This window comes from Bacillus sp. TH22 (assembly GCF_016651015.1).
Taxonomy (GTDB): domain Bacteria; phylum Bacillota; class Bacilli; order Bacillales; family Bacillaceae_G; genus Bacillus_A; species Bacillus_A mycoides.
Map to the genome: position 1 here is coordinate 5,045,969 of NZ_JAEKER010000001.1, position 26,208 is coordinate 5,072,176.

The window sequence follows — 26,208 nt, forward strand, 5'->3', positions numbered from 1 at the left end:
GGCTAGAATTATTGTCCCCGCTATTTAAAAAAGGGGGAGTTTTAGATGACGATGAATCTTTTTCAAAATAAAACTATTAAATTATCAGCTATTAGAGAAGCGGATGCTGAAGTAATGGCTATGTGGCAAGAGGATAGTGAGTACTTAAGAAATGTAGATACAGACTTGGCATTCCCGCAATCGTTACATGAAATAGCGAGTGATGGGCTATTAAAGGGACGGAGATCGAATAGTGTTTCTTTCATGTTAAGAACAGTTCAAGATGATCGCTTAATTGGTTTTGTTGCAATTCACGGCATAGAGTGGAATAACAGAACAGGTCTATTAGCAATTGGTATAGGAGAGGCAAATGATAGAGGAAAAGGGTTTGGGAGAGAAGTAGTGCATCTTATTTTAAAGTATGCGTTCTATGAAATGAATCTACACCGCGTCGGTCTCGATGTTATTTCTTATAATAAAGCAGCCATTGTACTGTATAAAAAGATGGGATTTCAGATGGAAGGATGTATGAGGGAAGCAGTTCAAAGAGATGGAAAGTGTTTTGATCGTATGATTATGGGGATATTGCGTGATGAATGGATAGAGCTGCAGAACTAGCAAAAACATACAGAATAATTGTGTAGTGTAGAGTGAAAAGTTGTAATATTTGGGTAATGATGAGCGGAGGAGTGTACTAATGGAAGGTTTATCTTCATTAAGAGAGTGTTTATATCAGCTAGAGGAACGATTACTTAAACCAGGGGTTCGCACATCTCAAAAGGAGCTTAAAAAGATACTTGCCGCTGATTTTTTTGAGTTTGGGAGTTCTGGTAAAGTTTTATATAAAAATGAGGATATCGATAAAAATGGAATTGGTGTGGTAAAAATGACTTTGAGTGATTTTGAAGTACATCCATTATCCAAAGATGTAGCATTAACTACTTATCAAATATTCAATGAAATGAATAATCAACACTCTTTACGTAGTTCGATATGGAAATTTAGAGAAGGAAGATGGCAAATGTATTTTCATCAAGGTACACCTGCTAAATTTTAGTGAAGCTTTTTGTATGAAAAAGAAACTATAAAGAATAGAATTGTTGAATATATTAGTCCTTTATATATATAAAGAACTAATGAAAGTTGTCTTTCTAAAATATCTAAATTTATTCTTAAAAGGGTCTTGTTAATAAAGGTACATTCCATATTATATATGTAGTATGCAGGAGATATAACGATAATTGGCGAAATTTTACAGTGAACGGATTGAATTTATAAGGAGTTATGCGAGATGAACTTAGAAAAAAGTAAGCCAGTAAATGAAGAGGTCGCTGAATTAAAAGAACTAATTAAAGAACTACACGGAAGTGTACATCAACTTCAAAGTGAAGTGCAGCAACTAAGGCACGAAAGACCAGTTGTTGAAGTGAGAAAAGGTGTTCAACTATCACCAACAATCATCGGACAAATTGGTGGTATGATTTTAGGTGGATTAGCAATTATAGGTATATTTTGGTGATGAAAAAAGGTTTGTAGCATAGTGCTGCAAACCTTTTTTATTTGACGACATAATTTCATGCAATACAACTTCTACATTAAATAACGTAAATAAATGTAAGCATGTGATAACAATAGCGCAATGATCGTTAAGGGGAAACCGATTTTTAAGAAGTCCATATAAGAGAACCCATGTCCTTCACGTTTTGCAATACCAGCAACGACTACGTTTGCTGATGCTCCAATTAATGTTCCGTTGCCTCCTAGGCAAGCTCCAAGTGATAACGCCCACCATAGTACTTCAATTTGCGGAGAATCGACAGCTAGTCCGAGTCCTGTAGCTAAATCTTGAATAAGTGGAATCATCGTTGCGACAAATGGGATGTTATCAATTGTCGCAGATGCGATGCCAGATACCCATAAGATAAGTATAGCAGCGAAACCGATATCGCCATTTGTTACGTCGAGTACTTCTTTTGCGAGTGAAGAAATAAGTCCGATATCAATTAATCCGCCAACGAGAACGAATAGTCCAGCGAAGAAGAAAATTGTTACCCATTCAACGTGGGCAAATACATCTTCAATATCATGTTCTTTCACACCGATTAACATAAGAAGTGTAGCACCTGTCATCGCAATAAGGGCAGCGTCTACATGAATAATAGAATGAAGTACAAAGCCTAAAATAGTTAGTCCTAAAATCGTAATGGATTTTAAAAGGAGGCTCTGATCTTTAATATAATCTTTTTCATTTAATGCCATTAGCTTTTCGATTTGCTCAGGCGTTGTTTTTAGTTTGTTGCGATACATGAAGTAAATAATGCCAAGTGTAACGATAGAAATAATGATTACGATTGGAGCTAAGTTTAGTAAAAAGGCATTAAAGTCTAAATGCTTATTAGCTGATCCAATCATAATGTTCGGCGGGTCACCAATTAATGTTGCTGTTCCGCCTATATTTGAAAATAGTACTTCTGAAATTAAATAAGGAACAGGATTTACTTTTAAAATACGTGTAATGGATAGTGTAACAGGTACGATTAATAATACGGTTGTTACGTTGTCCAAAAATGCAGAACCGACAGCAGTTAATAGGGATAGTAATAATAAAATGCGGATTGGTTTTCCGCCAGCTGCTTTTGCTGCTTTTATGGCTACAAATTCAAATACGCCTGATTGACTCGTAATATGTACGAGAATCATCATCCCAATTAAAAGGGTAATCGTTTCCCATTGAATATGCGATGTGAAAGCAGTATGTAAATCTACAATTCCAAAAATAATCATAATAGCAGCACCGAATAGTGCGATTACAGCACGATTCAATTTCTCAGAAATAATAAAACCGTACGTGACTAAAAATACGGCAATTGTAAAATAATATTGCCAATTTGCTACTTCATGTGCTGATTGTTCCAATCATGTCACCTTCTTTAAAGTATGTATTCAATTGTCGAAATGTATCTCGCTGTATTAATACGGGATAAAATATATTGTAGCAAATTTAAAAAAGAAAGAAAACTATTTAACAAAGTGAAGGAAAAAATGTGATTTTTACATATCATATAAAGTGAAACTTTAATCAGTGGGGGTTTTTGTTCATCCCCCACTGATTATTAGCCCTCACCAATCGGGCATTTACGGATAGTTGATTTCCCACCTAGCTGACGTGTGTTCGCTGGATTTTGGGGTGGGAATCTTACTATCCGTTAATGCGGGATAAAAAATATAAAAAACACAGTGCAAATTATTAGGAAAAGTGGGCGTTGTCCTCTAATATAGAGATAGCAATTTACATTATTTTTGCGTAAAATGGTTTAAAGAGGTGAATTCCGATGGAAATAGTAAAAGATAGTTCTCTTATTCAAAATGAAATTGAACGTTTTGTAAATAAAGATGTATATATTCATTTAGAAACGACGAATGGAGCGTATGCGTCACACTTTAATGAAAAGATGATGACAGTAGGAGCATTCATTCGAAATGCAATTATTCGCTTTGAGCGTGGGAAAATAACTGGAACAAACCCATACCGAGTTGGTTTGAAAATGGATCATGGCTGGGTATATGCAGAAGGCATTACGCACTGGGAAGTAGACGATAAAGAGCGTTTATTACTAGCAGGGCATGATAACCAAGGCCGCTTAGCGGTAGCGCTTGAGCTAAGCTTAACGCCATTTAAGTAAGAAGGAGGGAAACTTATGGAGAGACATGTACTTGTTGTATTTCCGCATCCAGATGATGAAGCATTTGCTGCGGGAGGAACAATTCGCTTATTAACAGATCAAGGAGTACCTGTAACGTACGCATGTGGTACTCTTGGACAAATGGGACGTAACATGGGGAAAAACGTATTCGCTAACCGTGAAACGATTCCAAATATACGTGAAAAAGAATTAAAAGATGCATGTGAAGCGATGGGGATTCAAGATTTAAGAATGCTCGGTTTCCATGATAAAACGTTAGAATTTGAAGATGTTGATTTTGTTGCCGATAAAATCGAAGCGATTATTCAAGAAGTAAATCCATCTCGAATTATTACATTTTATCCAGAACACGGCGTACATCCGGATCATGATGCATTTGGTCGCGCTGTAGTTCGCGCTGTATCACGTATGCCTAAAGAAGAACGTCCAGCCATTCATGCGGTTGCGATTACGAGAAATCGCGAAGCAGTACTCGGTGAACCGGATGTTGTAAATAATATTAGTGAAGTATTTGAACATAAATTAGCTGCACTAGGCGCGCATCGTTCACAAACGGAAGCGATGCTAGAAGAAACGCATGCAAAAATAAAAAACAAAGACGCAGCAACATTAAAATGGCTGCAACTTGAACAGTTTTGGACTTATAAATGGGAGTAGGCTAGAAGGGTACCTTCTAGTAGCTCTTACATACAAAAAGCGCCGTCACTTGTGATGGCGCTTTTTGTATTAAAGACTATATATTTCTTAGAGCCGTACTTCAAATTTTAAAATTAGCGTGCAGTATAGCCTCCATCAACAAGAAGTGTTGTACCATTAACAAAGCTAGCATCATCACTTGCTAAAAATAAGACAGCTTTGGCTATTTCTTTTGGTGTTCCAAGTCTGCCTTGTGGATGAAGTGAAGCTAAATATTCTTTCTGTTGAGGATTAACACTACCAAGTAAAGGGGTGTCAATATAGCCAGGGCACACCGCATTAATACGTATTCCATATTTAGCGTAGGCAGTACATAAATTTTGAGTTAATAGTTTCACACCACCTTTTGCAGAGGAGTATGCTGTTGGGGTAGGTAATGAAACAAAACTATGAATCGAACCAGCGTTAACGATGACACCGCCTGTACCTTGTTTAAGAAATTGTTCAATCGAATATTTATCAGAAAGGAATACCCCAGACAAGTTAATATCAATGGTTCTTTTCCATTTTTCATAGGACAGTTCGTTTGCCGGTGCATCATCAGCAACGCCGGCATTGGCATACATAATATCTAATTTACCGTATTTACTTACTGTCTCATGGATTAGCTGTTTAATATCTGCTTCTTTTGTTACATCAGTTTTAATAAATAATGTATTATATCCATGTGCATTCAATTCATCTGATAGGCCTTTTCCACGTTCAGAAAAGTCAGCAATAACTACTTTTGCACCTTCTTCAATAAAAAGGCGAACAGTGGATTCACCAATTCCACTTGCACCACCAGTTATGATTGCTACTTTGTCTTTTAATTTCATATAAACCTCTCCATTCATCAATGAATTTAAGTCAAATTTTTTAGTCTGGTTATATCACTATTAACCTTAAATAATAAGTAGATAGAAGAAAAAATTAGAGTTTACTTAATTGTGAGAGTACTAATTTTTTCTTTATTTACTTTCTTTCTTTCTTTTTTGCACTTAATCCTTTTAGAAATGATATTTAGTAATAGTGTATAAGAAGCGTATATTTTGAATTACTTAATAGATTGATATATATTTATATTGATTAAATGATTTTAGTTTGTTAAAAATGGGGAAATCGATATGAAGATTAAATTTGCTGTAATAAAAGATGAAAATTTTGATTTTAGTCTATTAGAAACAAAATTATTGAAAACCTTTAAGGAAGTGGATAGTAAAGCTGATATTGTAAAAGTTGAGGATGAAATTTTTGAAAACAATGCTATTCAAACACATTTAGTGGCAATCAGCATTAATGTTCATGGGAAAAATATCGGATATAGATCTGCTTCAGCTAGTATATTTCTTGTACTAGAGAGTTTATCAATACAGCTAGTTCATATTAATATTAGTATACATTAAGTAGCTAAAAAAGCTGATTTTTAAGAAGAGAATACTGACTATATTGAGTTTTAAATGTGAGAATGGTGATTTAAATAATAGTAATTATCGTAGGTGCTACCGCATGTTGGATTGCATCTTGTTTGTTGTTAAAAAATAAAAAAGGCTTTAAATATGCTACAGGTCTTTATGAAACGGCATATAAAGAGTACTTAGAATACATTATTAAAGTGGAATAATGAGATTTCTTTTTATAGCACATATTATCTAAACGAAGACTTATATATAGGAGAATGGAAACGTGTAAGTAATTCAATTAGATTGTACAAATAATTTGGTGTGCGGATATACGGAATGTATTCACAGGTAAGAGGGTTGTCTCATAATATATATATAGTTTTTTCTATTGAGATGAACAGATGGTGTGAATATATGGAAGATGTTTACGCTAAAATTGACAGTCTCAAGGCGGAGCAAAAAGAAATTATGAGAGACATTCGTAATTTAGAAACGCGTACCACTATTAATGAGAAAGACATAGCAACAATCAATAAGCAATTGGAAAAAATAAGTACAAACATAACTTGGATTTTGCGAATTATTATAAGTGCAATAGTAATGTCAGTTTTGGGGTTGATATTAAAAGGGATGATTTAATCTTGTGAAATAGGACGATATAAAAGAAAGAGGGGAGCGTCCCCTTTCTTTTATGTAAATGAGAAGCTATAAATTTTCCGTTTCTTTTTTATCTGCATATTTTTCCTCTAAGGAAATTAATAGAGGAATTGATATAGTTACAAGAATGATTAAAGTGGTTATAAAAGATTTAGAAAGAGAAAAAGAACCTTCGATTAAAGGTGATAAAAACTTGAATGAAAGTATACTTGTTATTAAGGAAACTACTAAAAAGCTAAAAAGAGACACATTTTTATTTTTGATATATGTTTCTATAAAATCTTTAAGACAGCTTATGACGACAAATATAGTTAATATAATAAGAGAAATAAAATAATGTGTTAAATTTGTCATACTAATAGTAGAGTCGTCTATTATGTAAGCAAGTAACTTAGATACTAACATACCTCCAAACAATAAAATAATAAAAGCAAGTAATCCTTCTGATATATAAGTGCTGAAATTATCTTTCTTGTTAAATAGTTTATAGTTTAGAGTAGATTGGATTATTTGAATTAGGAATAGGGTAATAATCCACACATAATATACAATTGTTAATTCTCCTGAGAATAGAGAAATTAGGAAGTTTACTATGGTCCTTAAAATTTCAATCATTACAAAAGTCCTCCTGTTTGTAAGCTTTGCGACATTAAAAAATGCTAGTCTATCGTTTGATAATTAAATCCATTAATTCAAACCATTCCTAATTATTCCATAAAAAGGTGATGGTATCAAGTTATCCTTCTAACAAATCCTCCAAGGCTCAACACTAGAAAAAGAAATGTAATATGTAATATAATTGAAAAAGCATATATTAAAATCAATGTTAATATTACCCTCCTATATGTATTAACATGCGTAATTGAGGTGTTTTCTTTGTTGTTTTATGATCGAATTTCTATAATGGCCCCTCCTGTTCCGTAGCTAAGGAAAGTCTATTCATTTCTGAGATTTTCAAAGTTATAGGAGGGTATTAAAAATGAAAAAAGTCTCAGTACCATCACTTTGGTTAATGATTATTCTTGTGGCATTTCCGCAAATTAGTGAAACGATTTACACACCGTCTTTACCGGATATTTCAAAGGCGTTGCACGTAAGTAATAATGAGGTACAGTTAACGCTTAGTGTTTATTTTGCTGGATTTGCTTTAGGTGTATTTTTTATTGGATGGTTATCAGATATAATTGGTCGTCGCCCAGCAATGTTATTTGGAATTGTAGTATATGGCGCTGGAAGTTTCTTATGCTATATTGCAAATTCTATTGAATTTTTATTGTTTAGTCGTTTTATTCAAGCATTTGGAGCAAGTGCTGGTTCAGTTGTGACACAAACGATTCTTCGTGAAAGTGTAGAGGGGCATAAACGTCATGTTATGTTTGCTCAAATTTCGGCAGTCATTGCTTTTACACCAGCGATAGGTCCACTAATTGGGGGCTTTCTTGATCAAATGTTTGGATTTAAAATAGTATTTTTAAGTTTAGTTGTTATGAGTGTTGGGATTTTGTTATATACGTTTGTTTCGCTTCCGGAAACAAAAACGGACGCAATAACGGGTAAAATAAATGTATTTTCTGTATTAAAACGGTTGATTACAAATCCGAAAGTAGTAACGTATGGATTATTAATTGGAGGAGCAAATGGTGTTTTATTTAGCTACTATGCAGAAGCGCCGTTTATCTTTATTGAATACTTTCAGTTATCGCCTAGTATGTACGGATTTCTAGGAATTGTTGTTGCTTCCGCTTCTATTATTGGAGCGAAAGTTTCAAAGCGGTTACTGCCTATTTATAAACCGGAGAAAATCATATATATAGGTTGTATTGTAATGACAGTGGGAGCAGTCATTTTATCTGTTATTACGTTTGTTGGATCAAATCCAAACGTAATATATATGATTGGATTTTTAGTAGCGATGTTTATATTGCTATTAGGAATGGGGGTAGCGTTACCGAATTGTCTTAGCTTAGCATTAGTAAATTTTCAAGATGTCATTGGTACAGCAGGTGCATTGTTTAGCTTAGGCTACTATGTAATTGTAACGATGACAATTTGGGGAATGAGTCAGCTTCATACGGGCTCGTTAATGGTGATGCCGCTTTATTTTCTGGCTATAGTAGTTATCATGTCAGTGTTTACTAGGGTGTTTATTTTTAGTAAGAAAGTTGAAAAAGCAGTTTAATTATGTAATAGGAAAAGAGTCTCATTGGAAAATGAGACTCTTTTGTATTATTTGTTAACTGATTGTTCGGATAATGATAAAATTTAACTAACTCAAAAAAGGAGGTAAGTACAATATGAACGGTCTAAATGTTAAAGTAACTACACAAGAATATTTACAACAAATTTTAAAACTATGTACAATTTATGATCAAGCTATGTACGGTGAAATTGATACAACGGTAGAGGACATTACTAACTCATGGAAAGGTATTGATATTAGTAAAAGTTCTTATGTTGTTATGAATGAAGATGAAATAATCGCTTATGGAATTTTGACAGGGAATGAAGGGCAGTTTCCATCTGCTGTATTTGTAAACCCTGATTATTTGAATCAAGAAATTGAACATGTAATCTGGTCAAAACTTGAAGAGCGTGCTACGGAGCTTGTTAGTAATTCGTCTTGTTTGAATTGCACGATTGTAACACAAGCAAATAATTTCTATGAGGAAAAAGTGTTAGGAGAAGCTGGTTTTATTCCAACTCGTATTTGGTGGGGGATGGGGATTGAATTGCATGGAAATGTTTCATCACCAATATGGCCAAATGGTGTTACGGTGCGCCATTACATACAGGATTTGGATGATGAGAGGTTACATAAAGCTTTTAATGAAGCCTTTGCAGACCACTGGAATTCGCAACCTTCAACTTTAGAAGAGTTTTTGCAGCGTACTGAAAGAGAGGGATTTCATCCTACATTATGGTCACTAGCAATGGTTGAAGATGAAGTAGTGGGTTTTATCTTTAGTAAAAAAGGTACTGATAATAAAGCTGAAATTACTCACCTAGGTGTAAGGTGTTCTAATCGGAAACAAGGCTTGGCATTAGCGCTATTACATCATGCATTTGGCCTACTTTACGAAGAAGGGATTTCAAAAGTGCAATTAAATGTAGACTCCGAGAATATTACAGGTGCACCTCGCGTATATGAAGCAGCTGGAATGGAAGTAAAGAGTAAATTCGTTCGCTTTGATAAGGAAATCCGTGCGAAGGATGTATATGATATGTAATTTTACTGATATATTATATTTCCAGGTGAGATGTTAATAGAGCGTTTAGAAAGCATGAAAATATATTTTTAAAATGGTAGTAGAAATGGAAATGAAATTCTTTTAAAGTACGTTATCAACTATAAATATTGAGGTATATGATATATGAAACCGAGGTAGATAGGATCTCCTCGGTTATTTATATTGTAATAATATTTATACCGGAATCATATTGAATAGATGTATTTTACTGTTAATTTAGTTAAAAATTAATCAAACTAATATATAATGATTTACCGAAAAAATAATTGAACTTTTCAGATAAATGAATTAATATGAAGTGAGCAATTTTAAATTTTATAGAAAATAGGAAGATGAGGGGTTTTGGAAATTTTATAAGAGGCAAAATGAGATTTTAGGATAGCTTTAAAGTTAGTCTAAAATGACGTTTGTTTCATCATTTTCAGGGCCAAACAGGAATTAGGGTACACCATCTTACTTTAAATGCGGCTATGAATCATCTAAGAGGGGGAAATGAAGTGGCAAACAAAGAATTGAAACGAGGTTTAGAAGCACGTCATATTCAAATGATTGCTTTAGGCGGAACAATTGGTGTTGGTTTGTTTATGGGGTCAGCCAGCACGATTAAATGGACAGGTCCGTCAGTAATGCTTGCATATGCAATCGCAGGTGTTTTCATCTTCTTCATTATGCGTGCCATGGGAGAAATGTTGTATATGGAGCCAAGCACAGGTTCATTTGCGACATTTGGTCACAAATATATTCATCCGTTAGCTGGTTATATGACAGCGTGGAGTAACTGGTTCCAGTGGGTTATTGTTGGGATGTCAGAGATTATCGCAGTTGGAGCGTATATGAAATATTGGTTCCCGGATTTACCGGCTTGGATACCTGGTATTATCGCGATGGTTATTCTTGGTGCGGCTAACTTAATTTCGGTTAAGTCATTTGGTGAATTTGAATTTTGGTTTGCGATGATTAAAATCGTTACGATTCTATTAATGATTATTGCAGGATTTGGACTTATTTTCTTTGGAATTGGTAACGGCGGAGAAGCGATTGGCATATCTAACCTCTGGGTAAATGGCGGTTTCTTTACAGGTGGTTTTTCAGGATTCTTCTTTGCATTATCACTTGTAGTTGGAGCGTATCAAGGTGTGGAATTAATTGGGATTACTGCTGGTGAAGCGAAAAATCCGAAGAAGACACTTACTAGAGCAATTCAAAGTACAATTTGGCGTATTTTAATTTTCTATATTGGTGCTATTTTCGTTATTGTAACTGTTTATCCTTGGGATCAATTAAGTTCAATTGGTAGTCCGTTCGTAGCAACTTTTGCGAAAGTTGGTATTACGGCAGCTGCGGGACTTATTAACTTCGTTGTTATTACAGCCGCAATGTCTGGTTGTAATAGTGGTATTTATAGTGCTGGACGTATGCTTTATACACTAGGTGTAAATGGACAAGCACCGAAATACTTTACGAAGATCTCTAATAACGGTGTACCTTTATTCGGTACAGTTGGTGTAATTATCGGTTTAGCGGTTGGTGTTGTTTTAAGTTATATTGCACCGAAAAACTTATTCGTATATGTATATAGTGCGAGTGTACTTCCTGGTATGGTACCATGGTTTGTTATTTTAATTAGTCAAATTCGTTTTAGAAAAGAAAAGGGAGCAGAGATGAAAGATCATCCGTTCAAAATGCCATTTGCTCCTGTTACAAACTATTTAACAATTGCCTTTTTAATTATGGTATTAATCGGAATGTGGTTTAACGATGATACACGTATTTCACTAATTGTAGGTATTGTTTTCTTAGCTATCGTAACAATTAGTTTCTATGCTTTCGGAATAGGGAAGCGAGCTCCGTTAGACGTTCAAAATGATCAAGAGATTTCAAGTAAATAAAGGTAATAAAAAAGTCCGATTTCTTATTTAGAAATCGGACTTTTTGTTATTAAAATTTCTCTAATACAATCTTCCCAATTGTACGTCCACTCTCAAGCAATGCATGTGCCTTTTTAAGATTTTCTGCATTAATTGGTGTTAACGTATCATTTAAAGTAGTTTGAAGGATACCTTCATCTAATAGCTCGCTTACTTTATTTAATAGTTCGTGCTGAGTACTCATATCACCAGTTTCATACATCGCTTTTGTAAACATAAACTCCCAAACGAATGTGGCACTTTTATTTTTTAAAATTCCCATCTCAAGAGGGTGCTCATTTTCTACGATAGAGCAAATTTTTCCTTGTGGTTTAATTATGTCACCCATCGAATGCCAATGCTGATCAGTATTGTTTAAGCAGAAGATATAATCTACATCTTTTAGCCCAAATTCTAATATTTGATCTTTTAAAGGTTGGTGATGATTAACTATATAATCGGCACCGAATTTTTCCACCCAGTGTATAGTTTCGTTGCGGGATGCGGTTGCGATTACGTTTAGTCCAGCCCATTTAGCTAACTGAATAGCAATCGAGCCAACACCACCAGCTCCGCCGATAATTAAAATGTTTTTAAATGAATTTTCATCTTTCTTATTATAATCAATCCCTAAACGTTCAAACAAACCTTCCCATGCGGTAATGGCTGTTAAAGGAAGTGCTGCAGATTCAGCATCACTTAACGTCTTTGGTTTTTTACCAACAATTCTTTCATCAACTAAATGGTATTCACTGTATGTACCTTGCCTTGTAATGCTTCCAGCGTAAAACACTTCATCGCCTTCTTTAAATAACGTACAACCATCGCCAGTTTGTACGACAATACCACTAGCATCCCAGCCAAGTATTTTTGCTATATCTTCTTTTTTATCTTTCGGAGATCGAACTTTTGTATCAACTGGATTAACGGAAATAGCGTTAATTTTAACAAGTATATCTCTTCCTGTGGCAACAGGTCTTTCAACTTCAATATCAATTAAACTGTTTTCTTCTTCAATAGGTAAGTATTCATGTAAACCAATTGCTTTCATTTTTATTCCCTCCATTAAAGTAAGAGTTTTTCTCTTTTATTATAGTAGGTAAAGTGTCATTATGTAAAAAAGTTGAGTCCTTTCCATTTTGTTAAAGGCCTGTTTCAGTCTCATTTAGAACTTTGTAACTGGAGAGGAGGCATCGTTTTGATTTTATAAGCGTCGGATGAAAGGTATACTTATTTTTCCAGTGTACCTTGCAATGAACAATACCAAGTGTTATATTATACTTGTAGTTACTTATTATAAAACAGTACTGAATAATAAATAGTAGTAGATGTCAATTAGAATAGGGTGAATGAATATTGAATGTACAATTTAAAAAAGGAGTTTTAGAACTTTGTGTTCTTGTCTTACTTGATAAGCAAGACCGTTATGGGTATGAATTAGTTCGAAGTATTTCCAATCAAATTGAAATATCAGAAGGGTCTGTTTATCCTTTACTTCGTAGATTAACTAAAGAAGAATATTTTACAACGTATTTACAGGAGTCTTCAGAAGGGCCTTCAAGGAAGTATTATACACTGACGGATAAAGGTAGAACGTATTTGTATCAACTTTTAGAGGAATGGAATGAGTTTTCACAAGGTGTCAATCAATTAATAAAAGAAGGTGTACGTAATGACGAAAAATAAATTTTTACAACAATTAAATGCATCTCTAAAAAGATTATCTGAAAAAGAGCGTACAGATATTTTAAAAGATTATGAAGAACATTTTACTTTCGGATTAGAGGAAGGGAAAAGTGAAGAAGAAATTGTAGCTTCATTAGGTTCTCCAGCTCAAATCGCCAAAGAGTTATTAGCAGATTATCATATTGAGAAAGTAACAGCAAGTGCAACAACAGGAAATGTTTTTCGGGCAATTTGGGCAGTAATTGGATTAGGTTTTTTCAATTTGTTAATCGTGCTTGGACCTGCAATTACATTAGCGGCATTGATTTTTTCAGGCTGGGTTCTAGGAATCTCATTTTTAGGTTCACCATTACTTGTTCTAGTTGATACTATTATACATCCAAATACATTCTTGCTATTTAATCTTTTCGTTTCTTTAGCACTTTGTGGACTTGGATATTTCATTGTAATTGCTATGTTATTTTTAACGAAGCTAGCAAATAATGGATTTGTTCGTTATTTAAAGTTCAATATAGCACTAGTAAAAGGTGGTTTGAAGCATGATAAATAAAAAGAGTCTTTCAATCATTGCAGGTATTATTTTTATGATTGGTATTATCGGAAGTTTATTCACTTATCGTTCAATTGCTGCAGTACCAATTTCAGAAGAAAAGGTCATTAATAATAATGTGTCAAGCGTCATTATCGATACGAATAACGTTCGTGTTAACATCAATCCTACAACAGATAGTAACATGAAAGTAAAATTAGATGGCGAAGTTAATCCTAACGTAAAAAGAACATTAGCTGTGGATGAGAAAGATTCAACGCTTCTCATTTCTTACAAAGAAAAACAACAGAGCTGGTTCAACTTTAATATTTCTGAAGTATTGGCGCCATTAACATTAAATGTGTATCTACCCGAAAAACAATATGATTCATTAAAAGTTTCCAATAATAATGGCTACGTTGCTGCTAAAAAACTAAACGCAACACATTTTAATATCAATACAAGCAATGGACGTGTGGAATTAAGAGAAATCAATTCGCCAAAAATTATCGCAGAAACAAACAATGGAATTATGGATTTCAAAGATATATCGGCACAAAATATTCATGTGAAATCGAACAACGGACGAATAATGCTAGACCATGTTGAAGGTGAAATAGAGGGGCAAACTAAAAATGGAAGTCTTACTCTGAAAACGAATGAACTGGATCGAAATCTCAATTTTACGACTCACAATGGAAAAATTAATATTGAAACTGAAAAAGAACCAACTAATGTTCAATTTAATGTTTCTGTTGACAATGGAAGAGCGAATATTCTTGATAAATATAATGGGAATACGGTTATTGGAAAAGGAGAAAATGTAATTAAATTAAACACACATAACGGAAATATTACAGTGAAAAAACAATAGCATATTACCTTTTATAATCTCAGCTCGCCGCACATAAAGAGCAATAATAAATAAAAAAATAACCGACTCCTTTTCTCAACATGTAGGTAGTCGGTTATTTCATATTTAACATTTGTTTAAGTGTGTATCCTTACCATTTGTATACTAGCGTTTGTTTCCGTATTGCTTAAAGTGCTTTCTTACTTTGAACTTTATTTCAGAATACAAACAGTTGTTTTATTACTCTCGATTCTTAGGGGGATAACGAATAGTAATTAACGATGTAAGGAGAATTTGTGAATGACTCAAAAATAATAGCTGAAACAATGAAAAGTGAGAAGGAGTTTATTTCTAACAAGAGGAATTCTTTACTGTATTGTTTTATTCAAAACTAAATGTAAAGGTGGATACATAATGACGGTAAAGAAGCTTTATTTCGTACCAGCTGGTCGTTGTATGTTAGATCATTCTTCTGTTAATAGTACGCTCACACCGGGGAATTTATTAAACTTACCAGTATGGTGTTATTTATTGGAGACAGCAGAAGGGCCAATTATAGTAGATACAGGTATGCCAGAAAGTGCGGTTAATAATGAAAATTTATTTGACGGTACATTTGTTGAGGGGCAGATTTTACCGAAAATGACTGAAGAAGATAGAATCGTAAATATTTTAAAGCGTGCAGGGTATGAGCCAGAAGACCTTCTGTATATTATTAGTTCTCACTTACATTTTGATCATGCAGGAGGAAATGGTGCTTTTACAAATACACCGATTATTGTGCAGCGTGCTGAATATGAGGCGGCACAACATAGTGAAGAATATATGAAAGAATGTATATTGCCGAATTTGAAATACAAGATCATTGAAGGGGATTATGAAGTTGTACCAGGAGTTCAATTATTGTATACACCAGGACATACTCCGGGGCATCAGTCACTATTAATTGAGACAGAAAAATCCGGTCCTGTGTTATTAACGATCGATGCATCTTATACGAAAGAAAATTTTGAAGATGAAGTGCCGTTCGCTGGATTTGATTCGGAATTAGCTTTATCTTCAATTAAACGTTTAAAAGAAATTGTGATGAAAGAGAACCCGATTGTTTTCTTTGGACATGATATAGAACAGGAAAAGAGCTGTAAAGTGTTCCCTGAATATATATAAATGGAAAAAGTCATGGGCCTATTAGCTCATGACTTTTTCCATTAAATAACCTTTTTAAATAAGTTATATACCTTTTTCGAATTACCTTCATTTAATTGATAATAAGTAAGATCTATGTCATCAGGACCGTTTTGATGGGCAATCATAATTTCACTACTGTTGTTATCTACTATCCAAAGTAAATATTGTTTATAAGTCCCATCTTGGAAAGTAATCCACATGTTACAATCTACTAAATCTGAACCTTCTTCATCCAGCGTTAAATCGCCTTTTTTTGCTGTATCCATACTGTTAATGAATGTTTTTAATTCATCTGTTTTTGTAAGGAAGATAGATTTTTTTGTCTTAAGCGACTCTACATGTATATCTTTTATTTCCTGCTTTCCTAAAAAAACAGGAGGTGCATTTGGGTCTCTTTGAGTTGAAATAATAGTAGCTTTCTTCTTTGGTTTACTTGCTGTATAGAGATCTTGAATAGATTTTCCAGAGTTTAAAAACCATACGGTTCCAAAAACAATCAATGCGCTACCTATCAATAAAATGATTTTCTTAATAGGGTATTCTCCTCTCTATGGCTTCATGTGAAGAGCTTTTCTATTAATATATGATAGGTAAGCGTAAAGTATTATAGTTGAACGTGGTTATGCTTCACGGTTTTTATAGGGCGATCAACGAGTAAATTGTAAGTGAGCCCTATTAATACGAGAATTCCACCGATAATTTTTCCGGTTGATAGTTCGTGTGACAGGAAGAAATCGATGATAGTCCCCGTAAACAATTGTCCGATAAAGATGAGTAATGTTAAATAAAATGCTGATATTTTAGGAGTAATATAGTTTGATAATGAGATGACGATAACGCCTACTAATCCGCCTAAGTATACAGCGATAGGTATGGATTGTAACGTATGACTAGAAATATACAACGAATCTGAACTGAAAATTAAAAATAACATGGAGAAAAATAATCCAGTAATATAATTGAAAAATGTGCCTTCCCAATTTCCAATTTCCTTTGCTAAATTCGCGTTAATAATTCTAGCAACAACGATAGAAACACCGACTAAAATAGCGATACAAATATATAACATTTTCTTGCCTCCATTAATAAATTGTCATGACTATAATTCCAGAAGAGATGAATAATAATCCAATTAATTTTTTCTTATCAAACTTCGAAACTTTCATTCCTAATAAACCAAAGTGATCAATAACTATGGAAGCGATGGATTGACCAAGTAAGCTTAATGCAATCGTAATAGAGGCACCAAGAGCAGAGAAACTTATATTATTAAAAAGAACAGTGAATACTCCAATTGCCCCAGCGCTATATAAAAAAAGTGGAATACCTTTATCAAAATGGATTTTATTTTTGTTAAGGATTAAAACGAAAATAACTGCTATTAAACCGACAAGATGAATGACAACACTCGCTGTATAATTACCGATTATTTCAGATAAAATCCCATTCAATGGGAGCATAATGGCAATAAGGACACCAATAAAGACAGAAAGAAAGTTATACAATGTAATATCCCCTTTTTATATTTCATATTTGTAATGACTGTATCATGCTGAAATTGTGTATTACTATGACATATGTCATAGTGAAAGAAGAAAATTTTGTTTACAATTGGGATGAGTTGTAAAGGTGGGGGACTATGAAGAAAGTATGTAATTCTAATAAATTAGCAGAGTATATGAAACAAAATAATATTGATTCATTTTTTAGTAGTGATATGAAACCATATATGGAACTTATATTTTTTAAAAAGAATGAGTTCATTTGCAGAGAAAACGAAGAGATAGATTATTTATATTTCTTTGTTGAAGGAAAAGCGAAAGCGTTTAACACATTAAGTAACGGGAAATCTGTATTATTATGTTTTTATGACAGTTTGCAGTTGCTAGGAGATGTAGAGTTAATTCACTCTCAAAGAATCACCTCAAACGTACAAGTTATGGCAGACTCATATTGTGTTGGCCTGCCTTTAGGGAAAGTGAGAAACCAATTATTTCATGATGCGAAATTTTTAAGATGTATTTGCGGTTCTTTAGCCCATAAATTAAATCGACTTTCAAAAAATAGTACAATTAATTTACTGTATCCACTTGAAAATCGACTTGCGAGTTACATGTTAGCAGCAGGGGAACGGGCGGTTCAGCACGGAAATAGAATTGTGTTTAGTGGGAATTTAACGGAAATAGCTGAATTGTTAGGGACGAGTTATCGGCATTTATTACGTACATTAAATGTTTTTTGTGATAAAGAAATTATAAAGAAAAATAATGGTTGCTTTGAAGTGATGAATGTAGATGTTTTGCGGGAATTGGCGGCGGATGTTTATAAATAGGAGGGTATTATAAATGATTACACCTATATTTAGAATTTTTGATATTGAAAAGGCTCAGTTATTTTACTTGAATTTTTTAGGGTTTAAACTGGATTGGGAACATCGGTATGAGGAAAATATGCCATTATATATGCAAATTTCGTTAAATGATACTGTAATACATCTATCTGAACATCATGGGGATGCTTCACCAGGCGGTGCAATTCGTGTGAAAATAGAGGATTTAAAAAGTTATTATGCTGTTTTATCAAGTAAAGATTATGCGTATTCGAAACCTGATATAGAGAGAACACCTTGGGATACAATTGAATTAACTGTGATTGATCCGTTCTCAAATAGAATTACATTTTATGAGGAAAGGGTTTAAAAATTGAGGTGTTATAAATAATTTATCAAAGTAGGGGTTACAATGAAGAGAAAAATAGCGATGATTTCAGATATTAATGGGAATAGTCACGCTTTAAAGGCGGTATTAAAAGATATTCGAAATGATAATAAATTTAGGTGATAGTGTGTATGGGCCGTTAGATCCTTTGGGGACAATTGAAATATTAATGAGTAACGAGATGATACATATTAAGGGGAGTTTACTTTATAGTGAACTGCTCTTTTTTATTTTGCGTGCCCAGCTAAGCTGGGCACTGCTTGCTGGTGAAAGTCCAGCGCCAAGTCGCCTAGTAGCTGACAGGCAGCTGGTGGAGAAATCCTAAGGTTGAAGCCCTGTGACAAAGTAACTTCTACTAGAAGTGCGAGCGAATCAACAGACCGTAACATAAAGTGAACCTTGCCGCCTCGTTAAAAGCAACCTAGCAATAGGACAAAGGGAAGTCGAGCCTGGTGAATATGGGCGAAGACCATGGAAGATGTGAAGAACTTGGAAATACGACATCGAAGAATCCCTCGGGGTACGGAGGGCGGTATGTTGAGAAAGTAGTGTCTGGAACTGGGGAGACCCTCCTTTGCCCTTTCTTTCAGAAAGGAGAGAGGAAACCTATAAGCATATACGAAATGGTGGACTGTAAAGAGGGAGTCGGAGGAGGTCATAGTACTGAATATCATAACGACAACACAACGTTATGTAGGGAAGGACCTCTACTTTGTTCATAAGTTGGAAGGAGGTAAGAGTGAGTGAATGCTGGAAAACTAGCTAACTACACTGATGTAAAAGCTCAAGAACTTTGGAAGACTTTATATCTTTGTGCCAAAGAAAGTTCAAGTCGTAGGTTTCACGCGTTGTATGACAAAATATATCGTCCTGACATATTGGCTGAAGCATGGAGAAGGGTAAAATGGAATCAAGGGAGCGGTGGAATTGATGGACAGACGATTGAAGAAATCGTGTATCAATATGGAGAACGAAACTTTCTCAATGAATTATATATAGAATTGAAAAGTAAATCCTACCATCCACAAGCTGTAAGAAGAATGTATATTCCAAAAGGTGATGGAAAACAAAGACCGCTTGGAATTCCCACGATCAAGGATAGGGTTGTACAAATGGCAACGAAATTGGTGATAGAACCTATCTTCGAAGCCGATTTTCAAGACTGTTCGTATGGATTTCGCCCGAAACGAAACGCACATCAAGCGATATCGAAGATACGGAAAGCGAGTAAAACATCTCATTGGATTGTAGATGTAGACATACAAGGATACTTTGACAATATTAATCATGACAAATTAATGAGGCTTGTAGAAAGAAGAATCAGTGACCGAAGAGTGTTAAAACTCATTAGAAAATGGTTGAAAGCGGGAATCATGGAACATGCGCAATTTCATGAAACGACATTAGGTACACCACAAGGTGGCGTGATATCTCCATTACTTTCTAATATATATTTAAACTATATGGATACCATTTGGGAAAAGAAGTGTAAACATTTGGGGGAACTAATTCGATATGCGGATGACTTTGTCATCGTATGTCAAACAAAACAACAAGCATTAGAGAGTATTCGGATACTACAATCCATTATGAATAAGTTAGAACTTACAATCCATACAGAAAAGTCGAAGCTAGTGAATACGTGGGATGGAAACGAGGGATTTGATTTTCTAGGATTTCACCACCGAAAATACCCTAAACATGTGAAAGGCGGGAAGAAAGTGCATGTGATGGCACATATTCCGAGCCAGAAAGCCATGAAGAAAATGCGGGAACGCATTAAAAGATACACAGAGCCGAGGAACAAACTGTATCTACAATTGGAAGAGATGGTGAAAGGTTTAAATAGAATTCTGCAAGGATTCAAGAATTATTATAGCTTATCTTCAATTGGACAGAGGTGGCTCTGTAAAATAGACTGGTACGTCCTAGAACGACTTAACCTTTTTTGGAATAAGAAAAGAAATGTTCGAAAGAAACATGGTCGTATCAAGGACTTGATGAAGAAAACAACATATACACTCGTGAAAGTAGGAGGATAGAACAAAACTGAACGCCAAAGAAGGAAGAACATCGGAAAGCCGTATGAGGGAAAACCTCACGTACGGTTTGATGAGGGGAAGCTGAAACAGAAAAGGGATGGCAAAGCCATCCCTAAAGAAAATTTAATCTGTTTCAGTTTTCTACTCTACGGATAGATATTGAATTATAAAAAAATAAAATGTTATGATTATGGAAACGTATGAACATATGAACATGTATTCATGTGTTTATGAGAAGGAGGAATTGGAATGAAAGATATAATTATCGTTGGAGCTGGTCAAGCTGGATTAACAATGGGATACTACTTGAAGCAGGAAGGATATAGTTTCTTATTACTTGAGGCGGGAAACCGAATTGGCGATTCTTGGAGAGACCGCTATGATTCTTTGCAGCTCTTCACACCAAGGGAATATAGTAGTTTACCAGGTATGATATTAAAAGGAGAAGGGAGTGGATTTCCATGTAAAGATGAAATTGCAATTTATTTAGAAGAATATGCAAGGTATTTTCAATTGCCGGTACAATTACAGACTCAAGTTTTAAAAATAAGAAAAGAGAAAGAAATATTTGAATTACACACTCCTACAGAAATTTTACAATCGAAAAAAGTTATTATCGCATCAGGTGGTTTTCAGCAACCATTCATCCCCTCATTTTCACAACATCTTTCATCACATATTTTTCAAATACATTCATCACAATATAAATCACCATTACAAATTCCAAAGGGAAAAGTACTTGTAGTAGGTGGTGGGAATTCAAGCATGCAAATAGCAGTAGAACTTGCAAAAACTCATGAAGTTACAATGGCTATAAGTCATCCGTTAACCTTTTTACCGTTATATCTTTTTAGAAAAAGCATTTTTAATTGGTTAGAAAAAATGGGTTTATTGTATGCCGAAATACATACAAAGAGAGGAAGGTGGTTTCAGAAGCGAAAGGATCCCATTTTTGGTTTTGAAGGTAAGGAACTTATTCGTAGTGGAGCAATAAAACTACAGGGAAAAGTGGTAAGTGCATCAGGAAATAATATTATGTTTCAGAATGGTGGCACGTATAGTGCACAAAGTATTATATGGTCAACTGGTTTTGTTCAAGATTATAAATGGATTGAAATAGAAAAGGCAGTGAGTATGAATGGATTTCCTAATCATACAAAGGGAATGAGTCCAGTAAGAGGATTGTATTATATTGGACTGCCGTGGCAATCTCAAAGGGGTTCTGCGCTTATTTGTGGTGTAGGAAAGGATGCGGTGTATTTGCTTTCTGAAATCAAAAAATAGATCAGTAGCAACAGCTACTGATCATCCATATGTACATGAATTAGGAGAGGTCAAACATTTCAAACGTTTATTAGCTTTAGTATAATAGATTTTCATGAAATAAAAAACTGAAAATTATAATTTTTTGTTGAGAAAGTTTTTTGTATCGAAATATATAAAAAAACGGGGATTTCTATTGAAAGAAAATATGATATTTATATTTTAGTAAATTATGATATAGTCTATATAAGATTCTTTTCCTTAAATTAGGTTTTTTGTATAGTAATTACATTCGCAGTTGGAAAGGGGAAAAAATTGTGAAGTTTGATGATCAACGTCTACTAGGAATACGATTAGGTTCTGTACTCATAACAGAAGAAAATCAATATTTAGTAATTAAGAAGAAAGATCATTATGCACTATTAAACATACATAATTTAGAATGCACACATGTCGAAGTGCAGTTAGAGCATATTGAAGAACTGCTGCATGAAGATTTCCAAGAAAGTATAACTGAAATTATCGCACCAGAACATATTAAAATTGTGGTGAAAAATGTTATATAAAGAAAGAAGCTGGGAGAATCAGCTTCTTTCTTTGTTTTACTTCGTTAATTATAAGGATAACATTTTTAAAATCTCACCAATAATCCCATCCTTTTGATGAACACCTAAATCCGAGTTCGTCATAATAACAGCGCCATTACCTCGGTATGGATTACATACCATCATACATTGAAATCCAACACCCCAGCCAAGTGAATGAATTTGTAAGTCTTCATTAGAATACTCTAGAAAAACACCTAACCCAGTCCATTTGGTGCATCCTTGAGGAGAAATCATATCTTGTACTGTTTTTTGAGAAAGTTCCAGTTTGCTATTTCCCTGTAAGGACTGAATGATTTCAATAATTAAAGTTGATAAGTCAGTTGGTGTTGTCCAAATGCCTGAAGCTGCTGCGAATGGATAAAATGGATACTTCTCATTTGTAACGGTGCCATCTTTATTATGTCCACAAGCAAATGTATCTAATTTATTTATATCTTCAGTAGGGAATACCGTACTATTCTTCAGTTGAAGTGGCTGAAAAATAAATTCTTCAAGTAAAAGGTTGAACGATTTTCCAGTAATATCTTCAAGTAGTTGTTCGATAATACAAAAATTTGCGTCAGAGTAGTGGAATTGGCTTTCTGGTGCATAAGTTACTTCTATAGGTACTGGGCAATATAATGTTTTACCAGCAAGGAGCTTAGGGATTTTAGGTATTCCTTGCACTAGCTTATAATGTTCAAAACTATTGGGAGGATCAATAATTCCAGATTGGTGACTTAATAAGTTTCGCAGCGTGACTTTTTTCTGTGAAGTAAATAGATTGGTAGGGATGTTCCAAGATGTGAGTCTATCATTTGCGTCTTCATCTAAATGTACGATTCCTTGATCTGATAACGTTAGTACAAGCATTGAAGTGATGAATTTGCTAATAGAACAAGAATTGAATATGGAATCCGTAGTGACAGTTCTAGTTGTTCCAGATTCAAGTGTTCCGAAAGCAGTAGCTTCATCAAGTTTACCGTCACGTATAATGGCAAAGCTTAACCCTGAAACAGAATATTGGTTCATTTTCTCATATATATTGTTACTTTTTAAGTTCATAGTGACTCCTTTCTTTTGAAAATAGAATATTAAATTTATTATACAGTAGTAAATAGAGAGAAAAGGAAAACACTTCATCTTTTATCGATGAAGTGTTTTCATAGTTTAAGTTAATTCGAAGTAAATGCTTTAAAAAATTTATCTCTGTACATGTACATAAGCCATGAGGTTGTTAGTAAGGGAATAATGATTTGTTTGTTTTTAATTGGTGCATTGAAAACAAGCCGACCAACGATATCAAATAATAAATGTAGTGCAATTGAAAGAACTACAAATTGTAGTAACGTATTTAAAAATCTTTTCATAAAGTATCCCCCTAAAATAAAAGGTTTTATCCCGTATTAACGGGCAGTAAAACTCCCACTGATTAAAGTTTCACTTTTTCAACAGTGTTGTATATTACTATTATACATTAAATGTTTCCTGTGGTAAAATTTACATAAGTTACTTAAATAAAACATATGAAAGCTAGTGAGGAGGAATAGTCATGGAATTTTGGATGATCATACCGATAGCGGTCTTTGGGTTTATTTATATCGTTGAAAAATTAAATAAAATCGAAAAGAAAACGGATGCGCGTTTAAAGCGGATGGAAGATAGATTACAGCTAATTACGAAAGAAATGGGAATTATAGATAGAGAACCCGAAATTAATAAAGAGTTGCGGCAGCTTATGGAAGAAGGAAAAACAGTTACGGCAGTTAAGAGAGTAAGAGAGGCTTTTGGGTTTTCCTTACTAGAAGCGAAGCAATATGTTGATAAATTATAAAAAAGATCATCCATTTGGGTGATCTTTTTTCACTGCACCATACGTGTATTTACATAAGCAGCTATTATAACGTGGCCAATTATAATGATAGGAAATACGATTTTTGCATTAGGGGTAGTGAAGACACTACCAATTGTGGCGATAACACCAGCGGTTAAATTATAAAGACCAACTATCTTCGATAACTTAAATTTATCTGACACACGGCGTTCATTGAAACCTGATAAGAGCCAAGTGTATTGTTTTACTCCGATGAAATAAGCTAGTGCAAATGAAATGATGGCTAGTATGAATAATGATGGCGAAGCGAAGAGAGTCATTGAGAACACCTCCGTTAAAGGGCTATAAATAAATTATAGTATGAATGTTATAATTTAACAAAATACATTTTTGATTTTAAGTTTATTAAAAATGAGATATTTACGATGAAGGGAGATTACATATGAATATTTCGGAATTCCAGCAATATGTATCGAGTTTCAGTAAAGAAAAAGGATTTCAAGATACAACAATTGAAGAACGTACGATGTATGCGATGGCGGAATTAGGTGAATTAGCGGAAGTTATATTAAAGCGTGATAAAATACAAGATTCGAAAAGAGAGATTGGTTTAGAAATGTTTGATGCAATTTGGAATGTATGTGATTTAGCAAACAAGTTAGAAATTGATTTAGAGAAGGCGTTTGAAGAAAAAATGATAATTAATAAAAAACGTGAATGGTAAAAGGAAGGTTAAAAAGCGCACAAAATTTTGTGCGCTTTTTATTAATGGTATGAAAAATATGTAAAAAAAGAGGGAACAAACATTTGAGACGAATTGTCTAATATAGGTAATAACTATTTAGTTTGAAAGAAAGGGTGGAGAAAATGAAAAAGAATACATTATTAAAAGTAGGGGTATGTGTTAGTTTACTAGGAACGATTCAATTTGTTAGCACAATTTCTTCTGTGAAAGCGGAACAAAAGCTAGAGCAAAAAGTAATAAAGAATGAGACAGGAACTATTTCAATTTCTCAGTTAAACAAAAATGTATGGGTTCATACTGAGTTAGGTTATTTTAATGGAGTAGCAGTTCCTTCGAACGGTCTAGTTCTTAACACTTCTAAAGGGTTAGTGCTTGTCGATTCTTCTTGGGATGATAAGTTAACGAAGGAATTAATAGAGATGGTAGAAAAGAAATTTAAGAAGCGCGTAACGGATGTTATTATTACACATGCGCATGCTGATCGAATTGGCGGGATAAAAACGTTGAAAGAAAGAGGCATTAAAGCGCATAGTACAGCATTAACTGCGGAACTAGCAAAGAAAAATGGATATGAAGAGCCACTTGGAGACTTACAAACAATTACGAATATGAAGTTTGGAAATATAAAAGTAGAAACGCTCTATCCAGGGAAAGGGCATACAGAAGATAATATTGTCGTATGGTTACCGCAATACAACATTTTAGCTGGAGGCTGTTTAGTGAAATCTGCGGAAGCTAAAGATTTAGGGAATGTTGCTGATGCATATGTAAATGAATGGTCGATATCGATTGAGAATGTGTTGAACCGATATGGAAATATGAACTTAGTAGTGCCTGGTCATGGAGAAGTAGGGGACAGAGGATTACTTTTACATACATTGGATTTGTTGAAATAAGAAACTGTGGGAATATAAAAGCGAGGAGAAACAATTTTCTCCTCGCTTTCTTCTAACTATATTTAAATGCGAAGCTATCAATTATGCCTGCATACGTTACTGAGATTTTAATTCCAAGTATACAAATACCAGTACCGTCATAATTGCTATAACAACGTAAGTAACATCAAGCATTATAAGTGTCTTTAATGTTTCAGTCATCCTAATTCACCCCTGTTATAAAAATATAACATGACCTCTTATCAATTAAATAAGAGATCATAAAGATAACAATGTACATGAAATTTCTTAAGTA

The 26,208-nt window shown here is 34.0% G+C and carries 32 protein-coding genes and 1 pseudogene; 23 read left to right on the forward strand and 10 right to left on the reverse strand.

Going from position 1 to position 26,208, the window contains the following annotated elements; translation table 11 throughout:
- Positions 1-45 precede the first annotated feature (45 nt).
- The 3 genes from JFU18_RS25680 (at position 46) to JFU18_RS25690 (ending at position 1,498) form a co-directional block, all read left to right on the forward strand.
- Positions 46-597 (forward strand): GNAT family N-acetyltransferase, encoded by a 552-nt coding sequence (locus JFU18_RS25680; RefSeq protein ID WP_201034178.1) that lies wholly within the window; start codon positions 46-48, stop codon positions 595-597.
- Positions 598-676: 79 nt separating this feature from the next.
- Entirely contained in the window at positions 677-1,036 is a 360-nt protein-coding gene (locus JFU18_RS25685) for a nuclear transport factor 2 family protein (RefSeq protein ID WP_002128400.1), read from the forward strand.
- A 234-nt stretch (positions 1,037-1,270) separates the two neighbouring features.
- The gene (locus JFU18_RS25690) at positions 1,271-1,498 is read left to right on the forward strand and encodes a coiled-coil domain-containing protein (protein ID WP_002033458.1); all 228 of its coding nucleotides are present in this window, start codon (positions 1,271-1,273) and stop codon (positions 1,496-1,498) included.
- A 71-nt stretch (positions 1,499-1,569) separates the two neighbouring features.
- On the opposite strand, the gene JFU18_RS25695 is transcribed toward JFU18_RS25690, so the two are convergent.
- Complete coding sequence (locus JFU18_RS25695) at positions 1,570-2,895, reverse strand: ArsB/NhaD family transporter (protein ID WP_201034177.1); 1,326 nt, start codon at positions 2,893-2,895, stop codon at positions 1,570-1,572.
- A gap of 416 nt (positions 2,896-3,311) precedes the next feature.
- On the opposite strand from JFU18_RS25695, the gene JFU18_RS25700 reads away from it, so the two are divergent.
- Positions 3,312-3,662: a YojF family protein gene (locus tag JFU18_RS25700; RefSeq protein ID WP_000407039.1), complete on the forward strand. Its 351-nt coding sequence runs from the start codon at positions 3,312-3,314 to the stop codon at positions 3,660-3,662.
- Positions 3,663-3,677: 15 nt separating this feature from the next.
- Positions 3,678-4,340, forward strand: coding sequence for a bacillithiol biosynthesis deacetylase BshB2 (gene bshB2 / locus JFU18_RS25705; protein ID WP_000439465.1), 663 nt, complete (start codon positions 3,678-3,680; stop codon positions 4,338-4,340).
- A gap of 113 nt (positions 4,341-4,453) precedes the next feature.
- Here the strand turns inward: bshB2 and JFU18_RS25710 are convergent, their stop codons facing one another.
- Complete coding sequence (locus JFU18_RS25710; protein ID WP_002087632.1) at positions 4,454-5,197, reverse strand: SDR family NAD(P)-dependent oxidoreductase; 744 nt, start codon at positions 5,195-5,197, stop codon at positions 4,454-4,456.
- A gap of 288 nt (positions 5,198-5,485) precedes the next feature.
- On the opposite strand from JFU18_RS25710, the gene JFU18_RS25715 reads away from it, so the two are divergent.
- A complete protein-coding gene (locus JFU18_RS25715) occupies positions 5,486-5,764 on the forward strand; it encodes a hypothetical protein (RefSeq protein ID WP_063218586.1) in 279 nt (92 codons plus the stop codon).
- A gap of 411 nt (positions 5,765-6,175) precedes the next feature.
- Positions 6,176-6,400 carry a hemolysin XhlA family protein gene (locus JFU18_RS25720; protein ID WP_002066432.1) on the forward strand — a complete coding sequence of 75 codons (225 nt, stop codon included), beginning with the start codon at positions 6,176-6,178 and terminating at the stop codon, positions 6,398-6,400.
- Positions 6,401-6,466: 66 nt separating this feature from the next.
- Here JFU18_RS25720 and JFU18_RS25725 read toward each other — a convergent pair whose 3' ends face one another.
- A complete protein-coding gene (locus JFU18_RS25725) occupies positions 6,467-7,033 on the reverse strand; it encodes a DUF5823 family protein (protein ID WP_201031524.1) in 567 nt (188 codons plus the stop codon).
- A 364-nt stretch (positions 7,034-7,397) separates the two neighbouring features.
- Between JFU18_RS25725 and JFU18_RS25730 the strand changes: the two genes are divergently transcribed.
- The 3 genes from JFU18_RS25730 to JFU18_RS25740 all read left to right on the forward strand — a co-directional run bounded on the left by JFU18_RS25730 (position 7,398) and on the right by JFU18_RS25740 (position 11,555).
- A complete protein-coding gene (locus JFU18_RS25730; RefSeq protein ID WP_201034176.1) occupies positions 7,398-8,597 on the forward strand; it encodes a multidrug effflux MFS transporter in 1,200 nt (399 codons plus the stop codon).
- Between the two features lie 115 nt (positions 8,598-8,712).
- A complete protein-coding gene (locus JFU18_RS25735) occupies positions 8,713-9,645 on the forward strand; it encodes a GNAT family N-acetyltransferase (protein WP_201031522.1) in 933 nt (310 codons plus the stop codon).
- A gap of 518 nt (positions 9,646-10,163) precedes the next feature.
- A complete protein-coding gene (locus JFU18_RS25740; protein ID WP_137077072.1) occupies positions 10,164-11,555 on the forward strand; it encodes an amino acid permease in 1,392 nt (463 codons plus the stop codon).
- A gap of 49 nt (positions 11,556-11,604) precedes the next feature.
- On the opposite strand, the gene JFU18_RS25745 is transcribed toward JFU18_RS25740, so the two are convergent.
- Positions 11,605-12,624 carry a zinc-binding alcohol dehydrogenase family protein gene (locus tag JFU18_RS25745; RefSeq protein ID WP_201034175.1) on the reverse strand — a complete coding sequence of 340 codons (1,020 nt, stop codon included), beginning with the start codon at positions 12,622-12,624 and terminating at the stop codon, positions 11,605-11,607.
- Between the two features lie 305 nt (positions 12,625-12,929).
- Here JFU18_RS25745 and JFU18_RS25750 point away from each other — a divergent pair, with 305 nt between their 5' ends.
- The 4 genes from JFU18_RS25750 to aiiA all read left to right on the forward strand — a co-directional run bounded on the left by JFU18_RS25750 (position 12,930) and on the right by aiiA (position 15,808).
- Entirely contained in the window at positions 12,930-13,259 is a 330-nt protein-coding gene (locus tag JFU18_RS25750; protein WP_002199791.1) for a PadR family transcriptional regulator, read from the forward strand.
- A complete protein-coding gene (locus JFU18_RS25755) occupies positions 13,246-13,809 on the forward strand; it encodes an HAAS signaling domain-containing protein (RefSeq protein WP_085312035.1) in 564 nt (187 codons plus the stop codon). Before JFU18_RS25750 ends, JFU18_RS25755 begins: the two co-directional genes overlap by 14 nt.
- On the forward strand, positions 13,799-14,662 hold the full coding sequence (locus tag JFU18_RS25760) for a DUF4097 family beta strand repeat-containing protein (protein WP_085312034.1): 864 nt from the start codon (positions 13,799-13,801) through the stop codon (positions 14,660-14,662). Before JFU18_RS25755 ends, JFU18_RS25760 begins: the two co-directional genes overlap by 11 nt.
- A gap of 393 nt (positions 14,663-15,055) precedes the next feature.
- Positions 15,056-15,808, forward strand: coding sequence for a quorum-quenching N-acyl homoserine lactonase AiiA (gene aiiA / locus JFU18_RS25765; RefSeq protein WP_098775711.1), 753 nt, complete (start codon positions 15,056-15,058; stop codon positions 15,806-15,808).
- 41 nt (positions 15,809-15,849) lie between these two features.
- Here the strand turns inward: aiiA and JFU18_RS25770 are convergent, their stop codons facing one another.
- From JFU18_RS25770 to JFU18_RS25780, 3 genes are all read right to left on the reverse strand, one after another.
- A complete protein-coding gene (locus tag JFU18_RS25770) occupies positions 15,850-16,329 on the reverse strand; it encodes a YhfM domain-containing protein (RefSeq protein ID WP_201034174.1) in 480 nt (159 codons plus the stop codon).
- 104 nt (positions 16,330-16,433) lie between these two features.
- Positions 16,434-16,898, reverse strand: coding sequence for a DMT family transporter (locus tag JFU18_RS25775; RefSeq protein ID WP_201050368.1), 465 nt, complete (start codon positions 16,896-16,898; stop codon positions 16,434-16,436).
- A 13-nt stretch (positions 16,899-16,911) separates the two neighbouring features.
- Positions 16,912-17,334, reverse strand: a complete 423-nt coding sequence (locus tag JFU18_RS25780; RefSeq protein WP_002128381.1) for a DMT family transporter — start codon at positions 17,332-17,334, stop codon at positions 16,912-16,914.
- Positions 17,335-17,468: 134 nt separating this feature from the next.
- On the opposite strand from JFU18_RS25780, the gene yeiL reads away from it, so the two are divergent.
- From yeiL to JFU18_RS25805, 6 genes and pseudogenes are all read left to right on the forward strand, one after another.
- Positions 17,469-18,161, forward strand: a complete 693-nt coding sequence (gene yeiL, locus JFU18_RS25785; RefSeq protein WP_113709583.1) for a transcriptional regulator YeiL — start codon at positions 17,469-17,471, stop codon at positions 18,159-18,161.
- A gap of 13 nt (positions 18,162-18,174) precedes the next feature.
- On the forward strand, positions 18,175-18,528 hold the full coding sequence (locus JFU18_RS25790; RefSeq protein ID WP_149190782.1) for a glyoxalase superfamily protein: 354 nt from the start codon (positions 18,175-18,177) through the stop codon (positions 18,526-18,528).
- 42 nt (positions 18,529-18,570) lie between these two features.
- Positions 18,571-18,748: pseudogene (locus JFU18_RS30405) on the forward strand (metallophosphoesterase family protein); the annotation flags it as partial.
- A gap of 541 nt (positions 18,749-19,289) precedes the next feature.
- Positions 19,290-20,588: a group II intron reverse transcriptase/maturase gene (gene ltrA / locus JFU18_RS25795; RefSeq protein WP_201034360.1), complete on the forward strand. Its 1,299-nt coding sequence runs from the start codon at positions 19,290-19,292 to the stop codon at positions 20,586-20,588.
- Positions 20,589-20,837: 249 nt separating this feature from the next.
- The gene (locus JFU18_RS25800) at positions 20,838-21,872 is read left to right on the forward strand and encodes a flavin-containing monooxygenase (RefSeq protein ID WP_201031518.1); all 1,035 of its coding nucleotides are present in this window, start codon (positions 20,838-20,840) and stop codon (positions 21,870-21,872) included.
- Positions 21,873-22,168: 296 nt separating this feature from the next.
- The gene (locus JFU18_RS25805) at positions 22,169-22,417 is read left to right on the forward strand and encodes a hypothetical protein (protein ID WP_002087603.1); all 249 of its coding nucleotides are present in this window, start codon (positions 22,169-22,171) and stop codon (positions 22,415-22,417) included.
- Positions 22,418-22,465: 48 nt separating this feature from the next.
- On the opposite strand, the gene JFU18_RS25810 is transcribed toward JFU18_RS25805, so the two are convergent.
- A complete protein-coding gene (locus JFU18_RS25810; RefSeq protein WP_149190780.1) occupies positions 22,466-23,503 on the reverse strand; it encodes a serine hydrolase domain-containing protein in 1,038 nt (345 codons plus the stop codon).
- A gap of 110 nt (positions 23,504-23,613) precedes the next feature.
- Positions 23,614-23,808: a hypothetical protein gene (locus JFU18_RS25815; protein WP_201034172.1), complete on the reverse strand. Its 195-nt coding sequence runs from the start codon at positions 23,806-23,808 to the stop codon at positions 23,614-23,616.
- Positions 23,809-23,990: 182 nt separating this feature from the next.
- On the opposite strand from JFU18_RS25815, the gene JFU18_RS25820 reads away from it, so the two are divergent.
- A complete protein-coding gene (locus JFU18_RS25820; RefSeq protein ID WP_000397708.1) occupies positions 23,991-24,272 on the forward strand; it encodes a hypothetical protein in 282 nt (93 codons plus the stop codon).
- Between the two features lie 29 nt (positions 24,273-24,301).
- On the opposite strand, the gene JFU18_RS25825 is transcribed toward JFU18_RS25820, so the two are convergent.
- A complete protein-coding gene (locus tag JFU18_RS25825) occupies positions 24,302-24,592 on the reverse strand; it encodes a DUF3784 domain-containing protein (RefSeq protein WP_016100932.1) in 291 nt (96 codons plus the stop codon).
- 122 nt (positions 24,593-24,714) lie between these two features.
- Here JFU18_RS25825 and JFU18_RS25830 point away from each other — a divergent pair, with 122 nt between their 5' ends.
- Both JFU18_RS25830 and bla2 read left to right on the forward strand, forming a co-directional pair.
- The gene (locus JFU18_RS25830; RefSeq protein WP_201031517.1) at positions 24,715-24,996 is read left to right on the forward strand and encodes a MazG nucleotide pyrophosphohydrolase domain-containing protein; all 282 of its coding nucleotides are present in this window, start codon (positions 24,715-24,717) and stop codon (positions 24,994-24,996) included.
- 143 nt (positions 24,997-25,139) lie between these two features.
- Positions 25,140-25,913 carry a BcII family subclass B1 metallo-beta-lactamase gene (gene bla2 / locus JFU18_RS25835; protein ID WP_201031516.1) on the forward strand — a complete coding sequence of 258 codons (774 nt, stop codon included), beginning with the start codon at positions 25,140-25,142 and terminating at the stop codon, positions 25,911-25,913.
- Positions 25,914-26,208 lie beyond the last annotated feature (295 nt).

Bases quoted from the DNA above. Each gene is read 5' to 3' on its own strand.
- JFU18_RS25685 (WP_002128400.1), top strand. From the start codon at position 677: ATGGAAGGTTTATCTTCATTAAGAGAGTGTTTATATCAGCTAGAGGAA.
- JFU18_RS25790 (WP_149190782.1), top strand. From the start codon at position 18,175: ATGATTACACCTATATTTAGAATTTTTGATATTGAAAAGGCTCAGTTA.
- JFU18_RS25730 (WP_201034176.1), top strand. From the start codon at position 7,398: ATGAAAAAAGTCTCAGTACCATCACTTTGGTTAATGATTATTCTTGTG.
- JFU18_RS25800 (WP_201031518.1), top strand. From the start codon at position 20,838: ATGAAAGATATAATTATCGTTGGAGCTGGTCAAGCTGGATTAACAATG.
- JFU18_RS25735 (WP_201031522.1), top strand. From the start codon at position 8,713: ATGAACGGTCTAAATGTTAAAGTAACTACACAAGAATATTTACAACAA.
- JFU18_RS25725 (WP_201031524.1), bottom strand. From the start codon at position 7,033: ATGATTGAAATTTTAAGGACCATAGTAAACTTCCTAATTTCTCTATTC.
- JFU18_RS25830 (WP_201031517.1), top strand. From the start codon at position 24,715: ATGAATATTTCGGAATTCCAGCAATATGTATCGAGTTTCAGTAAAGAA.
- yeiL (WP_113709583.1), top strand. From the start codon at position 17,469: ATGAAGAAAGTATGTAATTCTAATAAATTAGCAGAGTATATGAAACAA.
- JFU18_RS25720 (WP_002066432.1), top strand. From the start codon at position 6,176: ATGGAAGATGTTTACGCTAAAATTGACAGTCTCAAGGCGGAGCAAAAA.
- JFU18_RS25820 (WP_000397708.1), top strand. From the start codon at position 23,991: ATGGAATTTTGGATGATCATACCGATAGCGGTCTTTGGGTTTATTTAT.
- JFU18_RS25680 (WP_201034178.1), top strand. From the start codon at position 46: ATGACGATGAATCTTTTTCAAAATAAAACTATTAAATTATCAGCTATT.
- JFU18_RS25690 (WP_002033458.1), top strand. From the start codon at position 1,271: ATGAACTTAGAAAAAAGTAAGCCAGTAAATGAAGAGGTCGCTGAATTA.
- JFU18_RS25700 (WP_000407039.1), top strand. From the start codon at position 3,312: ATGGAAATAGTAAAAGATAGTTCTCTTATTCAAAATGAAATTGAACGT.
- JFU18_RS25760 (WP_085312034.1), top strand. From the start codon at position 13,799: ATGATAAATAAAAAGAGTCTTTCAATCATTGCAGGTATTATTTTTATG.
- JFU18_RS25815 (WP_201034172.1), bottom strand. From the start codon at position 23,808: ATGAAAAGATTTTTAAATACGTTACTACAATTTGTAGTTCTTTCAATT.
- JFU18_RS25715 (WP_063218586.1), top strand. From the start codon at position 5,486: ATGAAGATTAAATTTGCTGTAATAAAAGATGAAAATTTTGATTTTAGT.
- JFU18_RS25775 (WP_201050368.1), bottom strand. From the start codon at position 16,898: ATGTTATATATTTGTATCGCTATTTTAGTCGGTGTTTCTATCGTTGTT.
- JFU18_RS25825 (WP_016100932.1), bottom strand. From the start codon at position 24,592: ATGACTCTCTTCGCTTCGCCATCATTATTCATACTAGCCATCATTTCA.
- JFU18_RS25745 (WP_201034175.1), bottom strand. From the start codon at position 12,624: ATGAAAGCAATTGGTTTACATGAATACTTACCTATTGAAGAAGAAAAC.
- bla2 (WP_201031516.1), top strand. From the start codon at position 25,140: ATGAAAAAGAATACATTATTAAAAGTAGGGGTATGTGTTAGTTTACTA.
- JFU18_RS25710 (WP_002087632.1), bottom strand. From the start codon at position 5,197: ATGAAATTAAAAGACAAAGTAGCAATCATAACTGGTGGTGCAAGTGGA.
- bshB2 (WP_000439465.1), top strand. From the start codon at position 3,678: ATGGAGAGACATGTACTTGTTGTATTTCCGCATCCAGATGATGAAGCA.
- JFU18_RS25810 (WP_149190780.1), bottom strand. From the start codon at position 23,503: ATGAACTTAAAAAGTAACAATATATATGAGAAAATGAACCAATATTCT.
- JFU18_RS25755 (WP_085312035.1), top strand. From the start codon at position 13,246: ATGACGAAAAATAAATTTTTACAACAATTAAATGCATCTCTAAAAAGA.
- aiiA (WP_098775711.1), top strand. From the start codon at position 15,056: ATGACGGTAAAGAAGCTTTATTTCGTACCAGCTGGTCGTTGTATGTTA.